This window comes from Cryobacterium sp. TMB3-10 (assembly GCF_004402305.1).
GTDB classification, from domain to species: domain Bacteria; phylum Actinomycetota; class Actinomycetes; order Actinomycetales; family Microbacteriaceae; genus Cryobacterium; species Cryobacterium zongtaii.
In genome coordinates this window covers 269321-288773 of the sequence record NZ_SOGH01000020.1, presented here as the reverse complement: position 1 = coordinate 288773, position 19453 = coordinate 269321, and the positions used below count along the sequence as shown (strand labels likewise).

Genomic DNA, 19453 nt, shown 5'->3' with positions numbered 1-19453 from the left:
CTCAGCCGACATTGTGCAGCCAGACCACGCTGGAGAAGTCGCTGGCGTGCCGGTACGGCTCCAGTTCGTCATCCCAGGCCTGGCCCAAGGCGCGCCGCAGCTCACGGTGCAGGTGCACGGAGTCGGTACCCGCCGCGTGGATGGCCGCACGCAGACGGTCCTCCGGCAGGACGACGTTCCCGGCCGTGTCGGTCTGGGCGAAGTGGATGCCCAGAGCCGGCGTGTGCAGCCAGCGGCCACCATCGCGGCCGGGCCCCGGGTCCTCGGTCACCTCGAAGCGCAGCTGATCCCAGCCGAGCAGGGCGGACGCTATGGCCGCGCCGCCGCCCGCAGCGCCCTCCCAGAAGAACTCCGCACGCTGGGCGCCCGGGAGGGCAGGCTGTTCGCTCCAGTCGAAGCTGACCGCCTCATCTAGCGCGCTGCCGGCGGCCCACTCCACGTGGGGGCACAGGGCGCGCGGCGACGAGTGCACATACAAAACTCCCCGTGCAGCCGGTGACTGACGAGTGCGGGGTGCCGTCATAGTGTTCTCCGTTCCCTGGATGGTGTTCGAGGTGCGTCTTCCCCAACGATCTCAAACGACTTTCAACCAGGACCCGCGGAACACATTTCGGCGGCTAGCTGAATTATGCCCCACCCGGCCGGGAAATCCCAACAGCCGGTCGTTCTCTAATGTATATTCGGTATGGCTTTAGAGGTCGACCGCGACCGTCGCAGCCGCAGGCTGGAGACATCGTGTCGGTACGCAATTCGCTTCTCGCCATCCTCACCATGGGCCCGGCATACGGCTTCCAGCTGCACGGCGAGTTGGCGACCCGCACCGCCGGCCGGCGCACGGTGAACGTCGGACAGATCTACAGCACCCTGGAGCGACTGGTCCGCCAGGGCTCCGTCGAGGCGGCGGGCAGCACCGAGGACGGTCTCCCGCTGTACAGGCTGACCGGGGGCGGCCACGCCGAGGCTTTGGCCTGGCTGCGGGAGACCGACAGCGACTCCGGAGCCGACTGGACCGACATGCTGGACAGGGTGCTGATCGCCTCGTCCCTGCCGCACGTCGATCTTGCGCCGCTGCTGGCCGGCTACCGATCCGCCTGGCAGCTGAGGCTGAACCGCGGCGGAGACGGGAGCGGGCGTCCCTGGGAGTCCGGTCAGGAACGGTTGGCCACCGAGGCCCAGCTCGTCCAGGCCCGGGCCGCGCTTGCCTGGCTCGATACCGTGGCCGCTGTCGCCGATCGTCCTCCAGCGGAGGAGGAACCTCGACTGCACCGCGAGCTGAGCCTGCAGCGACCCAAACGGGGCCGTCGGCCCGGCACATCGTCGTGACCTATTTTGCGTCCGCGTAACTGTCCACTACAACGCAGGTCAACGGGAAGTCCACCGGGAAATCGCCGAACAGCAGTCGGCCCGCCGTCGAGGCCGCCTCGGTGACGATTCGCGACACCTCGCCGGCCAGTGCCGCAGGGGTGTGCACGATGACCTCATCGTGCAGGAAGAAGACCAGATGAGGGATGTCCGCGAACGGGCTGGGGGGCGTCCGGGCCGGCACCTGACCGCGCGCGAACACGGTGGGCGGCTGTGGCGGGACCGGCAGGGCCCGAAGCCCTTTCCTGATCTCGGCCATCCAGCACAGCGCCCACTCCGCGGCGCTTCCCTGCACGATGAAATTGCGGGTGAACCGGCCCCAGTCCCTGGCCTGGCTCCTGGCCCGGCGTTCGTCGGCCGGTGTCGCCCCGGCCTCTGACCCGCGGGCCTGGTCGTCCTGCCAGCCGCCCCCTGGCCGCGGCGAGGACCGGCCCAGCCGGGTGCTGACCACGTCGCCGCGCTCCCCCGCCCTCGCCGCCGCCTCGGTCAGGGCGATCGCCCGCGGATATGCGCGCGCCAGTCGAGGCAGCAGGCGCCCGCTTTCCCCGGATGTGGCGCCGTACATGGCGCCGAGCATGGCGACCTTGGCGTGAGCGCGGGTGTCCACCACTCCGCTCGCGACGATTCCGGCATAGAGGTCAGTGCCCCGTCCGGCGGCGGCCATGGCGGTGTCGGTGGACAATGCGGCCAGGATGCGAGGCTCCAATTGGGCTGCGTCCGCCACCACGAAGCTCCAGCCGGGGTCGGCCACGACCGCGCCGCGAATCTGCTTGGGCAGCTGCAGGGCACCGCCGCCGCGGGTCGCCCATCGACCGGTCACCACCCCGCCCGGCAGGTACTCAGGGTGGAAGCGGTCGTTGATGATCCAACTCTCCATCCAGAACCATCCGTTGGCGGCGAGCAGCCTGGACAGCTTCTTGTAGCGCAGGAGGGGCTCGATGACGGGGTGTTCGAGCTTCTCCAACTCCCATGCCCGCGTGGTCGCCACGGCCAGCCCAGCCCGGTTGAGCGCCCGGAGCAGGTCTGGCGGGGAATCCGGGTTGACCTCCAGGTCGCCGAGTTCGGTGCGGATACGCCCCGCGAGTTCTTCCAACCGTGCCGGCCGGATGCCCGAGGCTGCCCGCGGGCCCAGTTCTGCGGTGAGCAGGCTGTCATGGATCGCGCTCCGCCACGGCAGTCCGGCGAACTGCATTTCGGCCGCGATGAGGGCGCCAACGGATTCTGCCGCCAGGAGCAGACGCAACCGGCCGGGGTCGGCCGAGGCGTGGACCGCCTGAAGCTGGGCCTGGAACTCCGCCAGGACGTCGTCGTCGGCCGGCTCCGGTCCGGCGTCGTCGGCCAGACCCAGATCCATCTCGAACAGGGTCGTCCCCGGGGATTCGACGGGGACGGTCGCAGCAGGCGCATCCCACCGGCTTGCCGGGGCGTTCGCCAGCGCGCTTCCGCCGGTCAGCGCCGAGTTGCGCAGGATGGCGTGACACAGCCGTAGATCGTGGCAGCGCTGGACAGTGACACTCCCCCGCAGCAGGACGGGATAGCTCCGCGCGGTGTCCTCCCAGACCCAGCGCACCGCGTCTTGATCGCGTTCCCGCACCACCGCACGGAACTCGTCGGTCGTGAGCGTTGTGTCGGCACCCTCGGGAACGCCGGCGGCGTCGAGCTCCCTGACCCGGAGCCGTTCCGAAATCGATCGGGTCACCAGGATGTACACAAACCGTGCTTTCTCGTAGGGTGGACGGGACTTGAACCCGTGACCGTGCGGTTATGAGCCGCGTGCTCTAACCAGCTGAGCTACCACCCCGTGCCTGACCATAGTATCGGCCAGGCCCCGCCCTTCAGTCGCGCCGAGGCGTGACGTCCAGGACCGGAGGGTGGGCCGCGGCCGGATCCGGCTGGACGCTGGAGTTCGTGTCCGCCGTGGATACGCCGCGGTAGAGGCGTTCGAATGTCGTCAGGGTGCGCTTGATGTCGTGTGCCTCGATCAGCTTCAGCGACTCGTTCTTGAGGGCGTCCAGTTCGTCGGGCGACGTCGAGAACACGCGGGTCAGCTTGTCCGCAAGGTCCTGGGCGCTGCCCGGCTCGAACAGGTAGCCGTTCTGCCCGTCGTGGACCAGGTGCGGCAGCGCCATTGCGTTCGCCGCCACGATCGGGAGACCCGACGCCATCGCTTCCATGGTCGCAATGCTCTGCAGTTCCGCAATGGACGGCATCGCGAACACCGTGGCACGCGTGTAGGCCTCGCGCAGCTCCTCGTCGGTGACATAACCCGTGAACGTGAACTGTGCGCTCAGTCCGAGCGATTCCACGAGGTGTTCCAGGTTGCGGCGCTGGTCGCCACCGCCGACGATTTCAACCTGGGCACACAGGTTCGGATCCAACAGGGCGACGGCCTGCACCAGGACGTCGATCTGCTTCTCACCGGTGACCCGGCCGACGAAGAGAATCCGGTTCTCGGTGCGCGGAGCGAAGCTGGGGGAATAGTTGTCGGCGTCGATTCCGCAGGAGATGGCCTGCACCCCCGCGAGCCCCGTGTACTTCTCCAGGAACTCCGCCGCCCGGCGGGTCGGCGTGGTGACGGCCTCTGCACGCTTGAAGGTATGTTCAGCGTCCTTCCAGAGTGCCTTGACGAGCTGGTCCTGGAAACCCTTGGGAACGAGGGAGAACTGCAGCATGTTCTCCGGCATGAAGTGGTTGGTGCCGATGATGCGGATCCCGCGTTTCTGTGCCTCGATCGACACACCGCGACCCACCACGATGTGGGACTGGAAGTGCACGACGTCGGGCTGGAACGAGTCGAGGATGGCACGGCTCTGTTTGCGCACGATCCACGGCAGCGCGAAGCGGAGCCAGTCGTGCGGGCGCCACCGCCAGCTGTGCAGACGGTGCACGGTCATCGATTCGCCCTCGTGCACCTCGGTCCAGGTGCCGTGCTTGCGCGTCGGAGCCGGAGCCATGATCTGCACCACGTGGCCGCGTCCGACCAGGCCGGCGGCGAGCCGTTCCGCGAACCGGGCCGCGCCGTTCACATCGGGCGCGAAGGTGTCTGCGGCGATGAGAACCCGGATGGGTCGGGTGGTGCCCGGCATGGCCGGGTCGGACGAGCTGCCCGGTAAATCAGATGAAGCGCTCAAGTGGGATAGTCCCTACGTAGGTGGGCCGGGGATCAGCGTCCGGCGCGAAGTCTGGGTCTCAACGATTCTCGCCGTCGAGGTGTGTTAGCACCCTATTCTAAACCGCTTGACCCATGGCAGCCCCCCAGACGCGGCGCGTTCACGAAAAAGCACCGGTCAGCTCTGGGTTTGCGGGTGATACTTCGCGAGTCTGAAGACGCCCCACATCGCCACGGCGCCGGCGACCGCGAAAAGAACGGCGGCCCAGGTCGGCGCCTGAGAGGCTTCGCCGAGCACGATGACGCCGATGCCGACGGCGATCATCGGGTCGATCACGGTCAGACCCGCGATGACGAGGTCGGGCGGACCCGACGAGTATGCGTTCTGCACGAAGTAGGCGCCCGACGCAGCAGCGAGGAGCAGGCCGACGACGCAGACGACGGTGAGCCACTCGACGTTGCCGTTCTGGATGCGGTTGATGATCACCTTGGCGAGGGTGGCCACGAATCCGTACAGCACGCCGGCGCCGATGATGTAAAAAATCGCCTTGAACCGGCTGCGCAGCAGCACGAACGCGACGGCGAAGGCGGCCAGGACCACAGCGAGGACCACCAGGATGGTGATCAGGTTCGCATCCGTCACGGGCTTGTCGACCGCCGTGAACGCGGCGACCGTGACGAAGAGTCCGACCCCGCCGACACACATCGCGATCGCGATGACCGAGGCTCGGTTCAGCTTGACGTGGCTGACCCTGGCGTTCAGGATCGCCGTGATCACCAGAGCCACCGCCCCGAGGGGCTGCACGACGATGAGGGGCGCGAAGGCGAGGCTGGTGAGCTGGAAGGCGATGGCCAGACCGAGCATCACGGTGCCGAACACCCAGGAGGGCCGGGAGAGCAAGAGCACCAGCTGCCGGGTATTCAGTCCGCCGGTGATTTCCCTCGTGTGGGCTTCCACCTTGGTCACACCGCGGTGCTGGAATTGTGCGCCAAGGGAGAGGAAGACAGCGCCGATCAACGCGAGCGGGATGCCGATTGCCTGGCGCGGATCAATCGCGATCTCTCCAGCCAGGTCTGTCAGGTCGGGAGTCACTCAACGAGACTATCGAGATCCATGCCGATATCCTTGGTGAATGGCCGTTCGACCGATAGTAATTTCAGGTGACCCCGTCCTGCACTCCCCCGCCGCTCCCGTCGTCGAGTTCGACGACGAGTTGCGCACGCTGGTGCAGGACATGTTCGAGACGATGGATGCCGCTCCCGGTGTCGGTCTCGCCGGACCCCAGGTGGGGGTCGGGCTGCGGCTGTTCACGTTCAGCTACCTCGACGACGACGAGGTCGAGACCAGGGGGGTCGCGATCAATCCGGAGCTCTGGATCACGCCGGTCCCCGCCGGTGAGGCCGATGAGGACGAAGACGTCGAGGGGTGCCTGTCGTTTCCCGGCGAGCGGTTTCCGCTGCAGCGGGCCGGCTCGGCCGTGTTGCGCGCCGTGGACCTTGACCAGAAGCCCTTCGAGATCCGGGCCGACGGCTGGCTGGCACGGATTTTCCAGCACGAGTTCGACCACCTCGACGGCACCCTCTACGTGGACCGGCTCGAACACTTTTACGCCAAGATCGCCGCCAAGGTCAGCCGGAAGCGCGGCTGGGGTGTGCCCGGCGTGACCTGGCTGCCCGGTGTGGACGACCTCGAAAGCTGAGCTGCTGAGACGCCGTGCGGGTCAGCGGGTCAGGTTGACGCCGTGCACACCGTTGTGGAACCGCAGCGACGGGAAGACGGCTGAGACCGAGAAGCCGACCCCCGGCACGGTTCCGGCGTTGAAGATCCCGCCGAAGAGCTGTGCTCGTTCGCGCATCTGGGTGATCCCGGCGCCCGAGATGCTCTCGCTCAGGGCCTTGAGGTCGTCGTCGATCGTGTAGGCCGTCTTGGCGGCGAAATCCGAGGGCGAGGCGCTTTCCCGCTTGGCCGCCGCGCGGATGCCGTCGTCGTCGATGAGGAGCTGCAGGCCGTCCTGGGTCCAGGTGAACGACACTCTGGCCTCGGTGCCGGGCCCGCCGTGCTTGAGCGCGTTCGCGAGGGCGCTCTGCAGGATGCGGTAGATGGCGAGCTCCGCCCCGGGTTTGAGCGGGAACCTGTCACCAGACTCGGTGAAGGCGACGGCCAGGCCGGCGTCGCGCATCACGCCGAAGAGGCTGCGGGCCGATTGCAGGCCCGGTGCGCTGGTCGCGATGGCCTCGCCCTCCCTGGCGATGGTCAGAACCCGGCGCAGGTCGGCGAGAGCGACCCTGCCGTCCTCGACCAGGGCCGTCGCCGCGCGCACGGCCGTGGATGGGTCGCTCTCGGCCGTGTACCGGGCCCCCTCGGCCCGGGTGATGAGGCGTGCGAGAGACAGCACGGCGATGTCCTGCAGCTCGCGGATGATCGCGAGACGCCCGTGCTGCTCGGCGAGGGACAGCTCGAGGTCGATTCGCACGCGTTCGGCCGCCGATCTGGCGAAGCGGCTGCGGCGTTGCTGCGCCACGGCAAGCAACCAGAGAATGACCACGGCCACGGTGAGCACGGCCAGTACAGCGCTGAGGGTCTGCCAGGGGAACACAACCGCCACCTTTCGCATCTTTTCGGGATCAGACTAGCGGCACGCACAAAAAAGGCCACCGGGGGTGGAGCCCCTAGTGGCCTTTTCGCTCCCCGACTTGGACTCGAACCAAGAACCTGCGCATTAACAGTGCGCTGCTCTGCCAATTGAGCTATCGAGGAATGCATGCTCAGCGAAAGTTTCCCTCGCTTGAACGGCGTAGTTACTTTACCAAAAGTTCGCCGTGCACCAAATCCGAGTGGACGCTCAGTACCCCGCAGCGGGGTCGACAACCCCGACAAACGGCCCGTTTCCCAGCAAAGCGGCCACATTGAGCCGAATTCTCTCGGCCAGAAGCGGCGCGGTCATCTCGGGCGTGTCGGCCATGTGCGGCGTGATGAGGCACCGGGGCTCACCCCAGAGCGGATGCCCGTCCGGCAGCGGTTCCGGGTCGGTGACGTCGATGGCCGCGCCCGCGAGCGTGCCGGCGGCCAGAGCGGCCACGAGCGCGTCGGTGTCGACCAGGGGGCCTCTGGCGATGTTCACCAGGTGGGCGGTCGACGCCATCAGGGCGAGTTCGGCCCCGCCGAGCAGGTGCCGGGTGTCGCCGGTCAACGCGGCAGCGACCACCACGATGTCGGCCAGGGGCAGCTCCGTGTTCAGCTGCCCCACCGGCACGGTGCGGGCGGCTCCCGGCACGGGCTCCGAGCTGCGACGCGCCACCACGATGCGGGTGCCGAACGGTTCGAGCAGCCGGATCAGTTCACGGGCGATGCCGCCGGCCCCGATGATCAGCACCGACCGGCCATAGAGCGATGTTCCGGCGGGCACCGAATTCCAGGACCGCGCCCTGGCCCGCACGGGGAGCACCCTCAGCGACGCCAGGATCAAGGCCAGCGCGTGTTCGGCCACCGGTTGGGCGTAGGCGCCCTTGGCGCTGGTCACGAGCAGGTCGTGCCGCTGATGCCGGGAGAGAATGTCGGCGAAAGCGTCGACACCGGCCCAGGGCAGCTGCACCCAGCTGATCTGGGGGTTTTCCGCCAGCACCTCCTCTAGTTCCGCGGCGCGGGCGTATGACAGCCAGATGAGTCCCCGGGTGTCCGGTGACAGCGGGGCGACGACTCCCCCGGCCGACGCGACGGCGCCGGCGAAGAGAGCGTTGTCCTCGGGCAGGATGGCTACCGGACCGGCCGTCGGCCGCCATCCGCCCGGGTCGCGCTCGGGTTCGTCGGAGAGGACCGCGCGGTGCTGCCCGGTCATGCCTCCGGGCTCCGGTCGGTGTCGGCCCCGACATCGTGCGCCGGGGAATCCAGCACGGTGGAATCCAAAGCTGCGCCGTCCAGCGTCAGCGCCGCCGCGAGTTCGACGACGTAGGGATGCCACGGGTTGTCGAAGACCTCGTCGATGGTGCCCAGCCCGACCAGGACGCCCTGGTGCATGACCCCGATCCGGTCGGCGACCCGACGGAGCACGCTCAGGTCGTTGCTGATCAGCACGGCCGAAAAGGCACGTTCTCGTTGCAGCTCGCCGATCAGGTCGATGACATCGTCGCGCACCAGGGCATCCACGCCCGCGGTGGGTTCATCGGCGATGAGCAGCGTCGGCCCGAAGACCAGGGCCCTGGCCAGTGCAACACGCTGGCGTTGGCCGCTGCTGAGCTCATAGGGGTACTTGCCCAGCACCGAGAGCGGCAGGCGCACGGCGTCGATCATCGTCGCGACGAGGGTCTCCAACGCCGCTCTGTCGTAGCGCCGATCGCGTTCGAGGACGGGTTCGGCGACGATGTCCGCCACGGTGAGGCTGGCGGGGAGGGTGCTCGCGGCGTTCTGGGCGAGCATCCCCACGCCGAAGGTGAGCCTGGCGAGTTTGCGTCGGCCGATGCGCCGCAGCGGGTAGCCGAGCACCGTCGCCTGCCCGCCGGTGATCTGCGCGCGCACGTCACCGTGGCCGGTCCCGGAGTCCGCCCCGGAGAGCACCCGGGCGATCGTGCTCTTGCCCGACCCGCTCTCGCCCAGCAGTCCGAGGACTTCCCCCCGGCCGAGGGTCAGGGTCAGTCCGCGCAGCGCCACGAACGCGGGGCTGGCGCCGTGGCCCGGGTATTCGACGGTCAGGTCACTGGCAACGATCGGATACGGATCTGCTTCGACGCGTCTCATGACTTCTATCCTGCCGCACGCAGCCTCCGGAGTTCGTCCCGCCGCTTCGCCTGGGCGGCCGGATCGGGCACCGGCAGCGACGCGAGAAGCCGCTGGGTGTACGGGTCCCGGGGCGATCCGAGCACCTGGGCGCCGGTGCCCTCCTCGACCAGGCGACCGTGGTAGAGCACGGCGATCCGGTCGGCGAGGATGTCCACAACGGCGAGGTCGTGGCTGATGAAAAGGGCCGCGAAGCCGAATTCGCGCTGCAGCTCCGCGAAGAGTTCCAGCACCCTGGCCTGCACAGACACGTCCAGCGCTGAGGTCGGTTCGTCCGCGATCAGCAGGGCAGGTTCCAGCGCCAGGGCCCTGGCCAGGCTGGCCCGCTGGCGCTGACCCCCGCTGAGCTCGTGCGGGAAGCGGTCACCGAAGGCACGCGGCAGCTGGACGGCCTCGAGCAGTTCGTCGACCCGTGCTCGCGCGGCCCGGGGGTTGGCGGCCCTGCCGTGTACCACGAGGGGTTCGGCGACGCAGTCCGCAATGGTGAGCAGCGGGTTGAAGCTGGAGGCCGGGTCCTGGAACACGAAGCCGATATCGCTGCGAAGGTGCTTGAACCGGCGCTCCTTGAATCCGTTCATCTCGTGTCCGAGAACGGTGAGGGACCCGTCGGTGACCCTGGTGAGGCCGGCGATGGCCCGGCCGATGGTGGTCTTACCCGACCCGCTCTCCCCCACCAGGCCGAGCACCTCGCCCGGGCGGATCGAGAAGCTCACTCCGTCCACGGCCACAAAGCCCGGCCGGCCGAGCCTGCCGGGGTATTGGATGCGCAGGTTGTCCGCGACGACGACGGGGGTTTGTGCGGCCCACTCCGGGGAACGGGCCTCGGCCCGCTCCGCCGCCCGCACGACCCCCTGGCCCACATACGGCACCGCTGCGAGGAGCTTCTGCGTGTACGGATCCTGGGGTGAGCTGAAGAGGGTCTGAGCGTCGGCTTCCTCGACGACCTTGCCCTGGTACATCACCGCGACCCTGTCGGCGAGGTCGGCCACGACACCCATGTTGTGGGTGATCAGCACGATCGCGGTCCCGAACTCGTCGCGGCAGCGTCGGAGCAGGTCGAGGATCTCGGCCTGCACGGTCACGTCGAGCGCGGTCGTGGGTTCGTCGGCGACGATCAGGCCCGGTTCGAGGACCAGGGCCATGGCGATCACCACCCGCTGCTTCTGACCGCCGGAGAACTGATGCGGGTAGTAGTTGACCCGCACCTCGGGGTCGGGGATGCCGACCCTGCCGAGGATCTCGATGGCCTTCTTCCTGGCGTCGGCGCGGCTGACGGTGCCGTGCGCCCTGATGCCTTCCATGATCTGCCAGCCGACGGTGTATACCGGGTTCAGCGCCGTGGACGGCTCCTGGAACACCATGGAGACGTCGGTGCCACGCACCTGGCGCAGACGCTGGCGGCTGAGCGCGATGACGTTGTTCTCACTCGCCCCATCCCTGCTGGTGAGGATCACGGCGCCCTCGGAGACCGCGGTCTCCGGCAGCAGCCCGAGGATGGTCTTGGCGGTGACGGTCTTGCCGCTGCCGCTCTCGCCGACGATGGCGAGGACCTCGCCGCGACGCACGCTGAGGGTGACCCCGTCGACGGCGCGAACGGCACCGGCATCGGTGGCGAAGGACACGCCGAGGTCGGCGATCCTGAGGACGGTCTGCTGGTCGGTGCGGTTATCGCTCATGAGGTGGCCTCGCCGTCGTTGGTGTGGAGGGGGCCGCTTTCGAGCCCGCCGAGCCCGCCGGGGCCGGCGGTCAGGGTGCCGCCGGGGACCACGGAGGTCTCGGCGACCAGGCCGGCGTTGGCGCCGACCGCGCGGCGGCCGCGCAGTCGTGGGTCGGCCAGGTCGTTGAGACTCTCGCCGACCAGGGTGATGCCCATCACCACCAACACGATCGCGAGGCCGGGAAACAACGAGGTCCACCAGATGCCGCTGGACACGTCGGAGATTGCCTTGTTGAGGTCGTAGCCCCATTCGGATGCGGCGGTCGGTTCGATGCCGAAACCGAGGAAGCCGAGTCCGGCGAGGGTGAGGATCGCCTCGGAGGAGTTGAGAGTGAAGATCAGTGGCAGCGTTCGGGTGGCGTTGCGCAACACGTGCCGCACCATGATCCGGATGTTGCCGGAACCCAGCACCCGGGCGGATTCGACGTAGGCCTCGGATTTGATCCGCACGGTCTCGGCCCGGATCACCCTGAAGTACTGCGGGATGAACACCACGGTGATCGAGATGGCTGCCGCCATGACCCCGCCGACGAGGTCGGATTTGCCGCCGGAGATGACGATGGACATCACGATGGCCAGCAGCAGCGATGGGAAGGCGTACACGGCGTCACAGACGACGACGAGCACGCGGTCGAGCCAGCCGCCGAAGTACCCGGACACCAGGCCCAGGAACACGCCGGCGAAGATCGACAGCAGGACGGCGACCACAATCACGAACAGGGCCGTCTGGGCACCCCAGAGCACCCTGGACAACACGTCGTAACCGCCGACGGTGGTGCCGAACAGGTGTGCGCCACCTGGCGGCTGCTGGGCGCCGAAGACCCCGTCCGGACCGCGCAGCTGGCTGTAGCCGTACGGCGCGACGAGTGGCGCCAGGATGGCGGTGAGCACGAACAGTGCCGTGATGACCAGGCCGGCCACGAGCATCCCGCGTTGCAGGCCGACGCTCTGGTGGAGCTGGTGGATGATGGGCAGGCGGGCCAGGCGGCTGGGCCGGCGCGGCGGGGAATCGATCCGGGTCATGATCAGTACCGCACTCTCGGGTCGATCAGCGCGGCGATGATGTCCACGATGAAGTTGGACAGGGCGACGATGACGGCGAGCAGGGCGACGATGCCCTGGACGGCGACGAAGTCTCTGGCCTGGAGGAATTCGGAAAGCATGAAACCCAGCCCCTTCCACTCGAAGGTGGTCTCGGTCAGCACGGCGCCGCCGAGGAGCAGGGCGATCTGGAGGCCGATCACCGTGATGATCGGAATCAGTGCTGGCCGGTACGCGTGCTTCCGCACGAGCCTGAATTCGCTGATCCCGCGGGACCGGGCGGCGTCCACGTAATCGGTGCCCAGGGTGCCGATCACGTTGGTGCGGACCAGGCGCAGGAAGACCCCGGCGGTCAGCAGACCGAGGGCCAGGGCGGGCAGCACCGCGTGGGTCAGGACGTCGACCAGGATCGCCGGGTTGCCGGTCTGGATGGCGTCGATGGTGTACAGACCGGTTTTGCCCGGCAGCAGCTGCATCTGCAGCTCCGAGCTCGTCGAGGCCCGGCCGGCGACAGGCAGGACCTTCAGCCAGACGGCGAAAATGAGCTTGAAGAGCAGGCCGGAGAAGAACACCGGGGTGGCGTAGCAGAGGATTGCGAAGATTCGCAAGGACGCATCCGGCGACTTGTCCCGCCAGTACGCGGCGACCATGCCCAGCGGGATCCCGACGATGAAGGCCACCAGCAGGGCGTAGAACGCCAGCTCGGCTGTGGCGGCGCCGTAGGTGAGGAGCACCTCCGAGACCGGCCGGTTGGTGCTGATCGTGGTGCCGAAGTTGCCCGTGAAAATCTGGCCGAGGTATTCGACGTACTGCACCAGGATGGGCCTGTCGTAGCCGGCCGCGGCGACCCGCTCGGCGAGCTGGTCGGCGCTCAGCCGGCCACCGAGAGCCGCGGTGATCGGGTCACCCGTGGTGCGCATCAGCCAGAACACCATGGACACCAGGATGAAGATGGTCGGGAAGATCAGCAGGAAGCGGATCACGATGTAGCGGATGATTCCGCCGCCGGAACCCTTTTTCTTCGGTGCCGTCGTGGTGGGCTGTCGCCCGGCCGCCGGGGCCGCTGGCGTTGTCGCTACAGTCGTCATTCCTACCTCACTTATGCAAACGAAAGACGGGGGCGTTCGGCGCGTAGTCGCCTGAACGCCCCCGTCGTCTAGCTAGGTGAAACCTGCGAGCCTAGCCCTTGGCCAGGGCTGCGTAACGGAACTTGAACGACGCGTCGAGCGTGTCGCTGGCTCCCGTGACCGTCGTCCCGGTCACGGCGACCTGCGCACCCTGGAGCAGCGGCACCGTCGACAGCTGGGCCGCGACCTTGTCCTGGATCTGTTCGAGGAGCGCGGTGCGCGCGGCGGGGTCGACCGTCACGGCCTGCTGCAAGATCAGGTCGTTGACCTCCTGGTCGACGTAGTGGTTCTTCAGGAAGTTCTCCGTGAGGAAGAACGGCGTCAGGTAGTTGTCAGCGTCGGAGTAGTCCGGGAACCAACCGAGCTGGTACGCGGGGTACACGTCGCTGGAACGGTCCTTGGAGTACTGCACCCACTCGGTGGTCTGCAGGTTCACCGTGAACAGGCCGCTGGACTCCAGCTGGTCCTTGATCAGCGCGTATTCGTCACCGGACGAGGGGCCGTAGTGGTCGTTGCTGTACTGCAGGTTGAGCTCGACGGGCTCGGTGACGCCGGCTGCCGTGAGGGTCGCCTTGGCCTTGTCGGCATCCGGAGCGCCGTTGCCGTCGCCGTAGAGGCCCTTGAGGGACTCGGTCGCACCGGTCAGGCCGGCCGGGACGTAGGAGTACAACGGGGTGTAGGTGCCCTTGTACACCTGGTCGGCGATCTCTTCACGGTCGACGAGGTCGGCAACCGCCTGGCGAACGGCGAGGGACTTGGCCGCGTCGGCGTCGGCTGTGGTGGCGCCGAACGGCTGGGTGTCGAAGTTGAAGGTGATGTAGCGGATCTCGCCGCCGGGTCCGTCGACGACCTCGACGTTGTCGTTGCCGCGAAGGTCTTCGATGTCTGTCGCGGACAGGCTGCGGAATGCCACATCGATGCCGCCCTCCTGGACCTCGAGCTTGAGGTTGGACGAGTCGGCGAAGTACTTGACGTTCACGACGTCGGTCTTCGCCGCACCCAGGAGACCCTCATAGTCGGGGTTGGCCTTGTAGCCGATGAGGTTGTTGAAGTCGTAGCTGGTGATGACGTACTGTCCGGCGAACGCATTGGCCTTGACGATGTCGTCGTCGCTGGTGAGCTCGGTGGCCGAGAATGACTCTTCGTCCACGATCGGGCCGGCCGGGCTGGACAGGATCTGGGGGAAGATCTGGTCGTCGGGGGCGAGCAGGTTGAACACGACGGTGGTGTCGTCCGGGGTGTCGACGCTTTCCAGGTTGTACAGCAGCGAGGAGGGGCCGTTGTCGGCGGCGATCGCCAACTGACGGTCGAAGGTGAACTTGACGTCAGACGAGGTCAGCTTGTTGCCGTTGGCCCAGACCAGGTCGGGCTTGAGGGTGACCGTGTACTGCGTCGGCGCGGTGAACTCGGCGGAGACCGCGATGTCGGGTTCGACGTCGGGGCTGCCGTACGGCGTGTTCATGAGGAACGGGAAGACCTGGTTCTGCACGGCGAACGAGCCGTTGTCGTACGAGCCGGCCGGGTCAAGGGTGGTGACCTTGTCGGTGGTGCCGATGGTCAGCGGAGCGGCGCCCGCCTCCTCGGCGGTGGAGCCTGCACAGCCGGCGAGCACGAGTGCTGCGGCGGCGAGACCGGCGGTGACGCCGACGGCGCGGCCGCGCCTGGTGGGTTCAAAAGCCATAGTCGAATGCCTCTTCCTCAAGGTGTGGGTGTCTTGGTGAAACCGAATATCTGCGCTCAGACGCAGATATGCGTTGCTGTAAACCAAGAATTAGCACACTCTGCGCGTCAGACGGCCATTCTGCAATGCATCTTAATAGACCCGCAATATAAGCCGGCTACTCGACCCGGAGGTTGCGCCGTTCGGCTTCGACCCGCACGAGCTCGAGCTGAATCGCGACGTAGACCTCACGGTTGGTCGCATCGGCCCGTTGCAGGCGGCCGAGCAGTTCGGCCTTCTGCCGCAGCAGGTCCTTCTCGATCAGCACGATGGTGATGTCTCGCACATAGCGGGTGACCTCGCGCTCGGTGCGCTCAGGCAGCGGGGCCATCGCCAGTTCGGTGACCAGGTTCGCCAGCGGAGCCGGGGTTTCTGCGACGACCCGTTCCAGCCAGTCCGGAGCCGCGGCGTGCGGCAGGGCGGCGGCCACGGCGTCCCGGACGACGGCGAGGGTGCTGTTGGTCATGCCGGTCGACACCGCCCGCTGCACGAGGTCGAGCCCGACGAGAGTCGGATGCTGCAGCATCGCCATCAGCGCGTCGCGCTCGATCCGGGTGACCGGGTCCTGGGGCAGGTCGGCGAGGGCGAAGAGGCGCTCGCGCGGGGCCGGTGCCGGTTCTCCCGCCCGGCGAGGTGCCTCGAGGGGCGCGGTGCGGGACCGCGCCTGGGCCGAGCTGACGGCGCGGGACACCTCACCGAGGTCCATTCCCAGCATGCGGGAGAGTTCGTGGGTGTAGCCCGGTCGCAATGACGGGTCCCGGATGTCGCTGACCACCGGGGCGGCCGCGCGCAGGGCGGAGACCCGGCCTTCGACGGTGTCGAGGTTGTACTGGGCCAGAAGCTGGCGGATCATGAACTCGAACATCGGCTTTTTGGAGTCGACCAGTCGACGCACGGCGTCGTCTCCGCGGTGCAGCCGCAGGTCGCACGGGTCGAGCCCTTCCGGGGCGACGGCCACGAAGGTCTGGGCGCTGAACCGTTGCTCCTCGGCGAAGGCCCGCACGGCGGCTTTCTGCCCCGCGGCATCGGGGTCGAAAGTGAAGACGACCTCCCCGACACCGCTGTCGTCGCCGAGTACCCGGCGCAGCACCTTGATGTGGTCCACACCGAACGAGGTTCCGCAGGTGGCCACGGCCGTGGTCACGCCGGCCAGGTGGCAGGCCATGACGTCGGTGTAGCCCTCGACGACCACCACCTGGTGGTTGCGGGAGATGTCACGCTTGGCCAGGTCCAGGCCGTACAGCACCTGGGCCTTGTGGTAAATCGGGGTTTCGGGTGTGTTGAGGTATTTGGGGCCTTTGTCGTCCTCGAGCAGCTTGCGGGCGCCGAAGCCGATGGTCTGCCCGGTGATGTCACGGATCGGCCAGACCAGGCGGCCGCGGAACCTGTCGTAGATCCCTCGGTCCCCGGCTGACACCAGGCCGGAGAGGGTGAGTTCCTCGGTGCTGAAACCACGGCCGCGCAGGTGTTTGGTCAGCTCGTCCCAGCTTTTCGGCGCGAAGCCGACGCCGAACCGTTCGGCGGCCTGAGCATCAAAGCCACGGTCGCCGAGGAAGGTGCGGCCCACCTGGGCCCCCGGGCTGCCGAGCTTGTCGATGAAGAACTCGGCGGCGGCCTGGTTGGCCGCGTACAGCCGCGCCCGGTTGGTGTGGTCAGGGGCCTCGGCGCCGCCACCCTCGTAGTGCAGTTCGATGCCGGCCCGGCCGGCCAACCGTTCCACGGCCTCGCTGAAGCTGACATGGTCCATCTTCTGCAGGAAGGAGTAGACGTCGCCGCTCTCTCCACAGCCGAAGCAGTGGTAGAACCCGACCTGCGGACGCACGTGGAAACTGGGGCTGCGCTCGTCGTGGAACGGGCACAGGCCCTTCATCGAACCGACCCCGGCAGATTTGAGGCTGACATAGTCGCTGATGATGTCGGCGATGTTGGTGCGGGACTTGACCTCTTCGACGTCGCCCTGCCGGATCAGTCCTGCCATGCGGCACCGGTCCGAAGCGTGATCCCGGCGGGTTCACGGGTCAGGTGCAACCGGCGCTGCAGGGCGATCGCGCTCTGATCGGTCAGGCTGGCCACCTGGTCGACGATCACGCGTTTGCGGGCCGCGTCGTCCGCGGCAGCTACCCAGTCCTCCCGGAAGCCGGGGTCCAGGTGCTCGTCGCCCGTCGCCAACAGCGTGTCCGCCAGGTAGGTGAGTGTTTCGCGTTGCTCGATGTAGATCGGCTGGCGCACGTGGGTGGACATGACGAACGCGGCGACGATGCCCTTGAGCACGCCGATCTCGGCCTGGACCTCCCGCGGGACCACGACGTGGGCGGCGAACCTGATGAGGTGTCGGTCGGGGTAGGCGGCTCTGGTGGCCGAGACGGCCGCGCCGCTGAACCGGCCGATGAGCTGGCTGGTCAGGTTCTTCAGACGGCCCTGGTCCCGGCGGCCTGCGTTCCAACCGTGCAGCCATACGTCGAGGGCGTCGAGCCTGTCGAAGGCGGCGATGAGTTCGTCGTGGCTGAACTGCCCGCCGGTCCACTCGTACATCGAGGTGACCAGGGCGGCGTGATCGCTGCGGCTGCTGAGCAGTGCCACGTCGAGGTAGCCGCTGACCACGGCGTCCTCGAAGTCGTGCACCGAGTAGGCGATGTCGTCGGAGAGGTCCATCACCTCCGCCTCGACGCAGAGCTGGCGTTCCGGTGCGCCGTCGCGCAGCCATTCGAAGGCCGCGCGGTCGTCCTCGTAGAAACCGAATTTGGCGCGTCCGCTCGGGTCGGCGACCGAGGAGTCGGCTGCCCACGGGTACTTGCAACTGGCGTCGAGGCTGGCGCGGGTGAGGTTGAGTCCGAAGCTCGCGCCGTTGTCTCCGAAAACCTTGGGTTCGAGCCGGCTGAGCAGGCGCAGGGTTTGCGCGTTGCCCTCGAAGCCGCCGATGTCGACGGCCCAGGTGTTGAGGGCCTTCTCGCCGTTGTGACCGAACGGCGGATGCCCGATGTCGTGCGCCAGGCACGCCGTATCGACGATGTCGGGGTCCAGGGCCAGGCGCAGGGCGAGCTCCCGGCCGATCTGCGCGACCTCGAGCGAGTGGGTGAGGCGGTTGCGGGCGAAGTCCAGACCGGCGGCAGGGCTGAGCACCTGGGTCTTCGCGGCCAGGCGGCGCAGGGCGCTGGAATGCAGCAGCCTGGCCCTGTCGCGGGCGAAGTCGCTGCGGCTGGAATCGTGCTCTTCAGGTCGGAACCTGGCCTCGTCGTGAACGCTGTATCCGGTCTGATTAACCACCGCTGGTGTCCCCCTCGCCCTCCGTGAGATTGCTGCGCTCTGCGCCGACGATGTCGCGAGACTCGAGCCAGCGTTCGGGCAGGGAGGTCTTCTTGGGGCTGCCGGCCCGGCCGCGCTGGCCCTCGGCCCCGATGCCGGGATACGGCTGGTCGGGGTCCATGGTTGCCAGGAGCTCGTCCAGCTGCTCGAGCGACACGACGGAGGCCAGGCTGGCGCGCAGGTCACCGCCGACGGGGTAGCCCTTGAAGTACCAGGCCACGTGCTTGCGCACATCGCGGCAGGCCCGTTCTTCGCTGTCGAAGAACTCGGTGAGCAGTTCGGCGTGCCGGCGGAACGCATCCGCGACCTGGCCGAGGGAGGGTTCGGCCTTGAGCACTTCACCGCGGAAGGCCGCCGCGAGGTCGCCGAACAACCACGGACGTCCCAGGCAGCCACGGCCGACGACGACGCCGTCGCACCCGGTCTCCTCGATCATGCGTAGAGCGTCGGCGGCGGACCAGATGTCACCGTTGCCGAGCACGGGCACGCTGGTGATGGTGTCCTTGAGGGTCTTGATGGCGGCCCAGTCGGCGTGGCCGGAGTAGTAATCCGCGGCGGTGCGGGCGTGCAGCGCGATCGCGGCGACGCCGGCGCCCTCGGCGACGCGACCGGCCTCGAGGTAGGTGAGGTGGTCGGAGTCGATGCCCTTGCGCATTTTGACGGTCAGCGGGATCGTCCCCGCGGCCGTCACGGCGGCCTCGACGATCTCCCGGAACAGGGTGATCTTCCACGGCAGCGCCGCTCCCCCGCCCTTGCGGGTGACCTTGGGCACCGGGCAGCCGAAATTCAGGTCGATGTGGTCGGCGCGGTCCTCGGCGACGAGCATGGTGACGGCCTCTGAGACCGTCTTCGGGTCGACACCGTAGAGCTGGATGGAGCGGGTCTTCTCGCTCTCGTGGTGCGTGATCAGCCGCATGGATTCCGGGGTGCGTTCAACGAGCGCCCGTGAGGTGATCATCTCGCTCACGTAGAGTCCGGCGCCGTATTCGCGGCAGAGCCGGCGGAACGCCGTGTTGGTGATGCCGGCCATGGGTGCCAGCACCACGGGCACATCGAGTTCGATGTCGCCGATTCGTAGCGGGGACACCGGGCTGATCGTGGAAGTGGGAATGTTCATCTCATCCAATTCTCCCAGACCTGGCCGGGCATGGACGCCACGTTCGTTCGACGGTGGAAAACCGTCGGACGGCCGGGCTGAAACGTCGGACGGCTAAATGCCGCAGGACCCGCCGCCGCAGCATCCGCCGGCGTCGGGCTGGTCGAGCAGCTGGATGATCGGACGCAGCACCGGGGTGGTCGCAGT

The 19453-nt window shown here is 67.8% G+C and carries 16 protein-coding genes and 2 tRNA genes; 2 read left to right on the top strand and 16 right to left on the bottom strand.

The annotated features are described in order from the left end of the window. Position 1 precedes the first annotated feature (1 nt). Entirely contained in the window at positions 2–523 is a 522-nt protein-coding gene (locus E3T22_RS09450; RefSeq protein WP_088456135.1) for a DUF3145 domain-containing protein, read from the bottom strand. 212 nt (positions 524–735) lie between these two features. Here E3T22_RS09450 and E3T22_RS09445 point away from each other — a divergent pair, with 212 nt between their 5' ends. After that, positions 736–1323: a PadR family transcriptional regulator gene (locus E3T22_RS09445; RefSeq protein WP_166788912.1), complete on the top strand. Its 588-nt coding sequence runs from the start codon at positions 736–738 to the stop codon at positions 1321–1323. Between the two features lies 1 nt (position 1324). On the opposite strand, the gene E3T22_RS09440 is transcribed toward E3T22_RS09445, so the two are convergent. The 4 genes from E3T22_RS09440 to E3T22_RS09425 all read right to left on the bottom strand — a co-directional run bounded on the left by E3T22_RS09440 (position 1325) and on the right by E3T22_RS09425 (position 5564). Then, positions 1325–3073 carry a bifunctional 3'-5' exonuclease/DNA polymerase gene (locus E3T22_RS09440; protein WP_134479991.1) on the bottom strand — a complete coding sequence of 583 codons (1749 nt, stop codon included), beginning with the start codon at positions 3071–3073 and terminating at the stop codon, positions 1325–1327. 16 nt (positions 3074–3089) lie between these two features. Next, positions 3090–3163, bottom strand: a tRNA-Ile gene (locus E3T22_RS09435). Between the two features lie 34 nt (positions 3164–3197). After that, entirely contained in the window at positions 3198–4448 is a 1251-nt protein-coding gene (locus E3T22_RS09430; protein WP_134479989.1) for a glycosyltransferase, read from the bottom strand. Between the two features lie 201 nt (positions 4449–4649). Further along, positions 4650–5564, bottom strand: a complete 915-nt coding sequence (locus tag E3T22_RS09425; protein WP_088456131.1) for a DMT family transporter — start codon at positions 5562–5564, stop codon at positions 4650–4652. 40 nt (positions 5565–5604) lie between these two features. On the opposite strand from E3T22_RS09425, the gene def reads away from it, so the two are divergent. Continuing rightward, positions 5605–6171: a peptide deformylase gene (gene def / locus E3T22_RS09420; protein WP_103459751.1), complete on the top strand. Its 567-nt coding sequence runs from the start codon at positions 5605–5607 to the stop codon at positions 6169–6171. A gap of 21 nt (positions 6172–6192) precedes the next feature. Here def and E3T22_RS09415 read toward each other — a convergent pair whose 3' ends face one another. The 11 genes from E3T22_RS09415 to dusB all read right to left on the bottom strand — a co-directional run bounded on the left by E3T22_RS09415 (position 6193) and on the right by dusB (position 19267). Beyond that, the gene (locus E3T22_RS09415; protein ID WP_241983651.1) at positions 6193–7068 is read right to left on the bottom strand and encodes a sensor histidine kinase; all 876 of its coding nucleotides are present in this window, start codon (positions 7066–7068) and stop codon (positions 6193–6195) included. A gap of 88 nt (positions 7069–7156) precedes the next feature. Further along, positions 7157–7229, bottom strand: a tRNA-Asn gene (locus E3T22_RS09410). A gap of 85 nt (positions 7230–7314) precedes the next feature. Continuing rightward, positions 7315–8307, bottom strand: a complete 993-nt coding sequence (locus tag E3T22_RS09405) for a D-isomer specific 2-hydroxyacid dehydrogenase family protein (RefSeq protein WP_134479988.1) — start codon at positions 8305–8307, stop codon at positions 7315–7317. Next, positions 8304–9203 (bottom strand): ATP-binding cassette domain-containing protein, encoded by a 900-nt coding sequence (locus E3T22_RS09400; RefSeq protein ID WP_134479986.1) that lies wholly within the window; start codon positions 9201–9203, stop codon positions 8304–8306. Before E3T22_RS09400 ends, E3T22_RS09405 begins: the two co-directional genes overlap by 4 nt. Before the next feature lie 5 nt (positions 9204–9208). Beyond that, the gene (locus E3T22_RS09395; RefSeq protein ID WP_134479984.1) at positions 9209–10918 is read right to left on the bottom strand and encodes an ABC transporter ATP-binding protein; all 1710 of its coding nucleotides are present in this window, start codon (positions 10916–10918) and stop codon (positions 9209–9211) included. Beyond that, positions 10915–11982 (bottom strand): ABC transporter permease, encoded by a 1068-nt coding sequence (locus tag E3T22_RS09390; protein WP_088456125.1) that lies wholly within the window; start codon positions 11980–11982, stop codon positions 10915–10917. The genes E3T22_RS09395 and E3T22_RS09390 overlap by 4 nt, the downstream gene beginning before the upstream one ends. A 2-nt stretch (positions 11983–11984) precedes the next feature. After that, a complete protein-coding gene (locus tag E3T22_RS09385; RefSeq protein WP_134479982.1) occupies positions 11985–13088 on the bottom strand; it encodes an ABC transporter permease in 1104 nt (367 codons plus the stop codon). 91 nt (positions 13089–13179) lie between these two features. Beyond that, positions 13180–14808 (bottom strand): ABC transporter substrate-binding protein, encoded by a 1629-nt coding sequence (locus E3T22_RS09380; protein WP_088456123.1) that lies wholly within the window; start codon positions 14806–14808, stop codon positions 13180–13182. Positions 14809–14965: 157 nt separating this feature from the next. Continuing rightward, entirely contained in the window at positions 14966–16825 is a 1860-nt protein-coding gene (gene dnaG, locus E3T22_RS09375) for a DNA primase (protein ID WP_134479980.1), read from the bottom strand. After that, on the bottom strand, positions 16813–18111 hold the full coding sequence (locus tag E3T22_RS09370; RefSeq protein WP_241983650.1) for a deoxyguanosinetriphosphate triphosphohydrolase: 1299 nt from the start codon (positions 18109–18111) through the stop codon (positions 16813–16815). The genes dnaG and E3T22_RS09370 overlap by 13 nt, the downstream gene beginning before the upstream one ends. Next, positions 18104–19267 (bottom strand): tRNA dihydrouridine synthase DusB, encoded by a 1164-nt coding sequence (gene dusB / locus E3T22_RS19395; protein ID WP_134479976.1) that lies wholly within the window; start codon positions 19265–19267, stop codon positions 18104–18106. The genes E3T22_RS09370 and dusB overlap by 8 nt, the downstream gene beginning before the upstream one ends. Positions 19268–19453: the final 186 nt, after the last annotated feature.